This is a genomic window from Candidatus Methylomirabilota bacterium (assembly GCA_035260325.1).
Taxonomy (GTDB): domain Bacteria; phylum Methylomirabilota; class Methylomirabilia; order Rokubacteriales; family CSP1-6; genus AR19.
The window spans coordinates 1-6,955 of sequence record DATFVL010000301.1; the positions used below are offsets into that span (position 1 = coordinate 1).

9 protein-coding genes are annotated in these 6,955 nt (G+C 72.8%); 6 read left to right on the plus strand and 3 right to left on the minus strand.

Annotation, left to right across the window (positions count from 1 at the left end; genetic code table 11):
- The coding region (locus tag VKG64_19345; GenBank protein ID HKB27194.1) for an NYN domain-containing protein at positions 1-905 on the plus strand (905 nt) is incomplete at its 5' end.
- On the opposite strand, the gene VKG64_19350 is transcribed toward VKG64_19345, so the two are convergent.
- The gene (locus VKG64_19350) at positions 902-1,522 is read right to left on the minus strand and encodes a hypothetical protein (GenBank protein HKB27195.1); all 621 of its coding nucleotides are present in this window, start codon (positions 1,520-1,522) and stop codon (positions 902-904) included. The genes VKG64_19345 and VKG64_19350 overlap by 4 nt on opposite strands.
- 49 nt (positions 1,523-1,571) lie before the next feature.
- Between VKG64_19350 and VKG64_19355 the strand changes: the two genes are divergently transcribed.
- From VKG64_19355 to VKG64_19370, 4 genes are read left to right on the plus strand one after another with little or no spacing between them, the layout of a single operon-like run.
- Complete coding sequence (locus VKG64_19355) at positions 1,572-2,960, plus strand: MmgE/PrpD family protein (GenBank protein ID HKB27196.1); 1,389 nt, start codon at positions 1,572-1,574, stop codon at positions 2,958-2,960.
- Positions 2,957-3,343: a hypothetical protein gene (locus tag VKG64_19360; protein HKB27197.1), complete on the plus strand. Its 387-nt coding sequence runs from the start codon at positions 2,957-2,959 to the stop codon at positions 3,341-3,343. The genes VKG64_19355 and VKG64_19360 overlap by 4 nt, the downstream gene beginning before the upstream one ends.
- 4 nt (positions 3,344-3,347) lie before the next feature.
- Positions 3,348-4,142, plus strand: coding sequence for a polysaccharide deacetylase (locus VKG64_19365; GenBank protein ID HKB27198.1), 795 nt, complete (start codon positions 3,348-3,350; stop codon positions 4,140-4,142).
- Complete coding sequence (locus VKG64_19370; protein ID HKB27199.1) at positions 4,142-4,723, plus strand: PHP-associated domain-containing protein; 582 nt, start codon at positions 4,142-4,144, stop codon at positions 4,721-4,723. The genes VKG64_19365 and VKG64_19370 overlap by 1 nt, the downstream gene beginning before the upstream one ends.
- A gap of 22 nt (positions 4,724-4,745) precedes the next feature.
- On the opposite strand, the gene VKG64_19375 is transcribed toward VKG64_19370, so the two are convergent.
- Positions 4,746-5,327 carry a TetR/AcrR family transcriptional regulator gene (locus VKG64_19375; GenBank protein ID HKB27200.1) on the minus strand — a complete coding sequence of 194 codons (582 nt, stop codon included), beginning with the start codon at positions 5,325-5,327 and terminating at the stop codon, positions 4,746-4,748.
- 13 nt (positions 5,328-5,340) lie between these two features.
- Between VKG64_19375 and VKG64_19380 the strand changes: the two genes are divergently transcribed.
- Positions 5,341-6,099, plus strand: a complete 759-nt coding sequence (locus VKG64_19380) for an MqnA/MqnD/SBP family protein (GenBank protein ID HKB27201.1) — start codon at positions 5,341-5,343, stop codon at positions 6,097-6,099.
- Positions 6,100-6,109: 10 nt separating this feature from the next.
- On the opposite strand, the gene VKG64_19385 is transcribed toward VKG64_19380, so the two are convergent.
- A complete protein-coding gene (locus VKG64_19385) occupies positions 6,110-6,838 on the minus strand; it encodes a radical SAM protein (protein HKB27202.1) in 729 nt (242 codons plus the stop codon).
- Positions 6,839-6,955 lie beyond the last annotated feature (117 nt).

A 6,955-nucleotide genomic window follows, 5' to 3' on the forward strand; every position in this document is an offset into this window, starting at 1 on the left:
TGAAGGTCGTGATTTTCTTTGACGGCCAGAACTTCTACCGCTCGCTCCAGCGCTACGACGACTCGCTCCGCGTGGACTACGACCGGCTCGCCACGTGGATCACCCAGCAGGTCGGCGGGCCGAACGCGCTCTTCTCCGGCGCCTACTATTACGTCGGCCTCTCCGCCGACGCGCCGGCCGTCGTCGAGGGGTTCCTGAAGGGTCTCGAGCTGCGCCCGGGCTACTTCGTCAAGCGCGAGCCGCGCGTGCGGCGGAGCGGCCGCTGCCCGCACTGCGGCGTCGAGTACGAGTACACGACGGAGAAGCGCGTGGACACGCGCCTGGTCGCCGACCTCCTCCAGCACGCGGCGAGCGGCGCGTTCGACGCGGCCGTGCTCGTCTCGGGCGACGATGACTTCGTGCCGGCGGTGGAGGCGGTGAACGCGCTCGGCAAGCAGGTGTGGGTCGCGACGTGGTCGGCGGAAGAGCTGTCGAAGGACCTCCGCGTGCGCTGCTTCGGCCACATCCACCTGAGCCAGGGCATCGCCGTGTTCCGCGCCGAGCGCGCGCACGTCCACGAGCGGGCGCCCGGGCGCGTGGCACCCGCGCGCCCGCCGCGGGCGGCCGCCGCCGCACCGGCGCCCGCCGCGCCGCCGCTGCTCGAGCGCGCGCTCGCCGAGCTCCAGCGCGCGGAGGCGCGGCTGCCGCACGTGAGCCGCGGCTACTTCGTCATGCGCTGGAAGTCGCACCAGCTCCCGCCCGTCGGCGCCGAGCGCGAGGCGCTCGTCCAGCAGCTCCTCGAGGCGAAGCTGATCGAGGAGTTCGAGGTTCGCGACGCCGAGGGACGGGTGGTGACGGCGATCCGGAGCCGCGAGCGCGACGGCAACGTCCGCGAGCCCGACGGCAACGTGACGGTGCCCGGCTAGGGACCGACGACGCGGTTCAGCAGCTTCGTCACCGCGTCGTTGAGCGCCTCCGTCGCCGTGCGGCGCTTGGACTCGCGCGGGTTCCCGCAGTCGGCGTCGAAGTCGTAGACCTCGAGCCCGTCGCCTCTTCCCAGGGTGGCGAGCCGCGTGGCGCCGTCGCTCGCGCGGACGACGCTGACCGCTTGGCTCCAGACCGTGGCGGAGGCGAGGAACGGACGCCGCGTGTCGGCGCAGGCGCGTACCTGGACGGGGCGCGCCGCCTGCACCTCGACGTAGACCGCGTGGTCGGCGCCGAGGGCGCGCGCCCGCGCCAGGATCTCCGGCGCGTCGAGCTTCCGATCGCGCTCGCGCAGGAAGACGACGTCCTGGGCGAGGACGGCGCGCGTGTTGAGCCCGTCGAGCAGGGCGCCCTCGTAGTCCGCCATCTCGTTCCGCTTCTCCTCGTCCTCGAAGCTCGAGCCGAACGTGAAGCGGACGAAGAACACGGGGCGGCGGATCTGCTCGGGCTTGAAGTCCGCGACGCGCATGGGGCCGGGCCGCTCGGCGGGGCGCGAGGGGCCGGCGGCGCACGCGGCGGCGAGGAGCGCCAGCGCGACAGCCGCCAGAACCCTCGGCATGGCGCCAGAGTATCATTGGCGTCATGACCCTCGCGCGCAGGTTGGCGCCATGACGCTGGCGCGCCGGCTCGCCGCCTTCACCGCCGGGCTCAGGTTCGAGGACATCCCGGCCGAGGTCGTCGCGAGCGTGCGCCTGCGCGTCCTCGACATCCTCGGGATCGCGCTGGCGTCGTCGACGACCGACCTCGCGCCGTCGCTGTACGGTGCCCTCGAGGGCTGGGCGGGGAAGGACGGAGGCGCCTGCACGGTCGTTGGCGCCAAGCGCGGGGCCCCGGCGCCGCTCGCCGCGCTCCTCAACGGCGCGCTCGCCCACGGGCTCGACTTCGACGACACGCACGCCGCCTCGATCACTCACGCCTCGGCGGTCGTCCTGCCCGCGGTGCTCGCGGTCGGCGAGGCGGCGGGCGCCGACGGACGTGCGGCGGTGACGGCCGCCGTCGCGGGGCTCGAGACCATCACGCGGCTCGGCATGGCGGCGCCGGGGGCGTTCCACGCCGGCGGCTGGCACGCGACCGCCGTCTGCGGCCCCTTCGCCGCAGCGCTCGCCGCGGGGCGGCTCGACGGGCTCGACGCGACGCGTCTCACGGCCGCACTCGGCATCGCGGGAAGCTTCGCCTCGGGCGTGATCGAGCACCTCGAGGACGGCTCGTGGGTCAAGCGCGTCCACCCGGGCTGGGCCGCCCACTCGGGCATCGTCGCCGCGGCGCTCGCGCGCGGAGGCTTCACCGGGCCCGCGACGATCCTCGAAGGCCGGTTCGGCTTCTACCGGACGTTCCTGCGCGCCGATCCCGACACGAAGCCGTTCGAGACGCTCGGCAGAGAGTGGGAGACGCTCAGGATCGGCTTCAAGCCGTACCCCTGCTGCCACTACAATCACGCCTATATCGACTGCGCCCTGGAGCTGCGGCAGGCGCACGCGATCGCTCCCGAGTCGATCGAGAGCGTCGAGTGCCGGGTGCCCGCGGGCGAGGTCCCGATCGTCTGCGAGCCGCGCGAGGCGAAGCTCCGCCCGCGCACGCCGTACGACGCCCAGTTCAGCCTCCCGTACTCGGTCGCCGCGGCGCTGCTCGACGGCCGCGTCGGGCTCGAGACCTACGCCCCCACGCGCCTCGGCGACGGACGGCTCCTGGACGTGGCTCGGCGCGTCACCCACGCGGTGGATCCGGAGTCACGGTTTCCGGAAGGGTTCCCCGGCTGGGTCCGAGTGAAATTGCGCGACGGGCGGGAAGTGGAGGCCCGCCGGCCCGACGGCCGCGGTGGCGCCGGCCAGCCCCTGCCGCCTCAAGCGGTGGTGGAGAAGTTCCGCGGCAATGCCGGCCGTGCGGTGCCCGAGGCCACGCGCGCCCGGATCGAGCGCGCCGTGCTCGGCTTCGATACGCTCGCCGACGTCGGCGTCGTGATGAAGCTCTGCGCGCGGGATGATATAGTGAATTCATGAGGTATTTGATCGCGCTCGCGCTGGCGTTGCTCGCGGTGACGCCCGCCGCGGCGCAGCAGGTGGACATCAAGAAGGCCGCGCCCGGGCCGACGCGCGAGCGCGAGCCCGGCGTGATCGCGCCCGCGCTGGCGCGCGAGGAGCGCCCGATCGACGCCGACAACTATCCGCCCCACGGCGGGCGCGTGGTGCTCGAGCCGGGCTTCTTGCGCGGGCTCTCGACCAAGACCGCGACCGGCCGCGTCGGCGTCGCCGGCTGGACCGCGCCGAGCGTCCCCGTGGGCGGCCAGGTGGCCGGCTGGCGGGAGCACATCGGCTGGTTCGCGATCGGCTTCGCCGTGACCTGGGGGGCTCCCGCCGAGGCTCCCGCCCGCACCGCTCCCTGAGCGGATGACCGTTTCCCGCTGGCCCGGCGGCGCCCGTGCCGCCTGCGCTTTCACCTTCGACCTCGACGCCGAAACGCTGTGGATGGCGCGCGGCGTCTCCGAGATCGTCACGCTCTCGCAGGGGCGCTTCGGACCGGTCGAGGCGCTCCCCAGGATCCTCGACCTCCTCCGCGCCGCCGAGCTCCGCGCCTCGTTCTTCGTCCCCGCCTGGGTGGCCGAGCACCATCCGGATGCGCTCGCCGCGATCGTCGCCGGCGGCCACGAGGTGGGCTGCCACGGCGACGTCCACGAGCGCGTGACCGACCTGGATGCGGCGGGCGAGGAGAAGATCCTGGAGCGCTCGCTGGAAGTGCTGACGCGGCTCACGGGCCGGAAGCCCGTCGGCTACCGCGCGCCCGCGTGGCAGCTCTCGGAGCGGACGCTCGGGCTGCTGGCGCGCCACGGCTTCGCGTACTCGTCGAACATGATGGACCGCCTGGTGCCGTACCTCCACACGGTGGAGGGCGCGTCGCTGGTCGAGATCCCGGTGTCGTGGGTGCTCGACGACGCCCCGTACTTCCTCTTCACGGGCCAGCGCGCGATCCAGCCGCCGGGGCCCGTCCTCCAGGGCTGGCTCACCGAGTTCGACGGCATCTGCGAGGTCGGCGGCGTGGCGAACTTCACCTTCCACCCGCAGCTCATCGGGCGGCCCTCGCGCTTCGCCTGTCTCCGCGAGCTCGTCGAGCACGCCAGGCGGGCGCCGCGCCTCTGGATCGCGCGCCTCGACGAGATCGCGGCCCACTGGCGCAAGGCCGCCTGATGCCCTGGCTCCGCGGCAACCTCCACGCCCACACCACCTGGTCCGACGGCGTCAAGACGCCGGCCGAGCTGATCGCCGAGTACGAGTCGCGCGGGTACGACTTCCTGGCGATCACCGACCACGAGAACCTGATCCCGCAGGCCTACTGGAAGTCGCTCCCGCGGCTCGCGTCGCGCCTGCTCCTCTTCCACGGCGTCGAGCTGAACTGGAACGTCGGCGCCCCGGGCGAGCTGCGCGAGCAGCACGTCGGCAAGGTGCTCGGCGATCGCGAGACGCTCTACGTCCTGAACCACCCCGCGCGCTACCGGCTCTCGGTCCCCGACACGCTCGAGCGCATCCGGCGGATCGGCCGCGACGGCGTCACGCTCGACGCGGTCGAGGTGACGGACACCGGCCAGCACCGGCCCCTCTACGCGGCGGGAGAGATCCCGCTCGCGAAGATCGCGACGGACGACGCCCACTGGTCGGCGCACTTCGGGCGCGCGTGGATCGAGGTGGACGCCGCGCGGCAGCGCGACGCGATCATCCGCGCGATCCGGGCAGGCGACTTCCGGCTGGGCCTGGCGCCGCCCACGCCCTGACGGCCCGCCGCGGGCCGCGCGCTCAGGTCGCGGCGCCGATCGAGCGCAGGAGGACGCGCGTCAGCGGCGGGATCGTCGCCGCGAGGTCGGGCACCTCGCCGTGGAGCCACTGGGTGACGATCTCGTTCACGGCGCCGAGCCAGGCGAGCGTGGCCACGCGCGTGTCGAGCCGCGCGATCGAGCCGTCGGCGACCGCCTCGTCGAGGTAGCCCTGGATGAGCGTGGCGAAGCGGCCCGCGACCTCGGCGCGCTTTCGCTGGTAGAGGGGGCCGAGACTCACCGCCTCGAGGAGGATGAGCCGCGCGAGGCGCTCGTTCTCGGCGAAGGTCGCGAGCGCCGCCATGAGCGCGCCCTCCACCTTGCCGAGCGCGCCCTGGCGCGCGCCGACGGCGGCGCCCACGGCCGCAGCGAGCCGGGTCGCGAAGTCGTCCACGAGGGCGAGGAAGACCGCCTCCTTGTTCGGGAAGTGGTGGTAGACGGCGCCCTTCGACGTTCCCGAGGCGCGGACGATGTCGTCCACGCTCGCCCCGTGGTAGCCTTTGCGGGCGAACACCTCGAGCGCCGCCTCGAGGATTCGTCCGCGCGTCCCGACCCTAGTCGCCACGAGAGGGCTCCGCATGCAGACGATACGGATCGGCCACAGCCCCGACCCCGACGACTCGTTCATGTTCTACGCGCTCACGGCGGGGAAGGTCACGCTCCCCGGCGTCAGGATCGAGCACGTCCTCGAGGACATCGAGTCCCTGAACCGGCGCGCGCGGACCGCGGAGCTCGAGGTCACGGCGGTGTCCTTCGCCACGTATCTCCTGATCGCCGATAGCTACCGGATGATGGATCCGGGCGCCTCGATGGGGAAGGGTTACGGGCCGATCCTCGTCGCGCGCGAGGCGATCGACCCGCGCGAGCTGCCCGAGCGCGTCATCGCGATCCCCGGCAAGCACACGACCGCGGCGCTGCTCCTCCGGCTCTACGTCGGCGACCCGCCGCAGATCGAGGTCGCGTTCGACAAGATTCCGCAAGCCGTCCTCGAGGGGCAGGCGGACGCCGGCCTCCTGATCCACGAGGGCCAGATCACCCACACGAAGCTCGGCCTCGTGAAGGTCCTCGACCTCGGCGAGGATCTCCATCGCGCGCTCTCCCAGGCGCTACGCGACTCGATTGCCTGGGCCCACGCCCACGTGGACGAGGCGCTCGACTACGCGATGCGCTACGGGCGGGGCATCGACAAGGAGACGTGCCGGAAGTTCGTCCTCATGTACGTGAACGACTACACGCTGACGCTCGGCCCCGAGGGACGCGCGGCCATCGAGCGGCTGTTCGGCGAGGCTCTGAGGAAAGGGCTCATCGCCGCGGTCCCGGCGATCGATCCGATCTAGCCCCGCCGCGCTACCAGGCTCGAATGATGTCGTAGGTCGTGGTGCGCTGGACGGGGGTGAAGCCCGCGTCGCGGATCAGCGTCACGATCTCCTCGACCGTGATCGTGTTCACGTAGGCCGCCGCCTTGTGGACGTTCTCCTCGAAGAGCGTGCCGCCCCAGTCGTCGGCGCCGAAGTGGAGCGCGATCTGGCCGGTGTGCTTGCCCTCCGAGAACCACGACGCCTGCACGTGGGGGAAGTTATCGAGGTAGAGGCGCGCCGCCGCGAGCATGCGGAGGTAGGTGTTCGGGCCCTTGCACTGCTTGATCCACTTCTCGAGGAGCGTGTTGCCCGGCTTGAAGGACCAGGGCACGAAGGCCGTGAACCCGCCGTGGAGGTCTTGCAGGTCGCGGATCGCGTCGAAGTGGTCGAGGAGGTCGTCGGGCCCCTCGACGTGGCCGTACATCATCGTCGCCGTGGACTTGAAGCCGCGCCGGTGGGCCTCGCGATGGACCTCGAGCCAGGCGCCGGGCCCGCCCTTCTTCGGCTCGATGCGCCGGCGCACGCGCTCGGAGAGCACCTCGGCGCCGCCGCCGGGGAGCGTCCGCTGCCCCGCCTCCCAGAGCTGGTCGAGGACCGCGCCGACGGCGAGGCCGCTGACCTGCGCGACGGTCTGGAGCTCGGAGGCGGTGAAGAAGTGCGGCGTCACCCGCGGGAAGCGCCGGCGCGTCTCGCGCACGAGGCTCGTGCCGCGGCCCACGCCGCCCGCGGACAACCTGCGCACGATCGCGGCGGCACGCCTGCTCCTCGACAACTTCCCCCACGTCGAGGCCTACTGGGTGCTCCTCGGCGAGGAGACGGCGTCCATCGCGCTCCA

What these genes read in the sequence shown, in the direction of transcription:
- VKG64_19350 (HKB27195.1), bottom strand. Translation starts at nt 1,522, where the DNA reads ATGCCGAGGGTTCTGGCGGCTGTCGCGCTGGCGCTCCTCGCCGCCGCG.
- VKG64_19355 (HKB27196.1), top strand. Translation starts at nt 1,572, where the DNA reads ATGACGCTGGCGCGCCGGCTCGCCGCCTTCACCGCCGGGCTCAGGTTC.
- VKG64_19360 (HKB27197.1), top strand. Translation starts at nt 2,957, where the DNA reads ATGAGGTATTTGATCGCGCTCGCGCTGGCGTTGCTCGCGGTGACGCCC.
- VKG64_19365 (HKB27198.1), top strand. Translation starts at nt 3,348, where the DNA reads ATGACCGTTTCCCGCTGGCCCGGCGGCGCCCGTGCCGCCTGCGCTTTC.
- VKG64_19370 (HKB27199.1), top strand. Translation starts at nt 4,142, where the DNA reads ATGCCCTGGCTCCGCGGCAACCTCCACGCCCACACCACCTGGTCCGAC.
- VKG64_19380 (HKB27201.1), top strand. Translation starts at nt 5,341, where the DNA reads ATGCAGACGATACGGATCGGCCACAGCCCCGACCCCGACGACTCGTTC.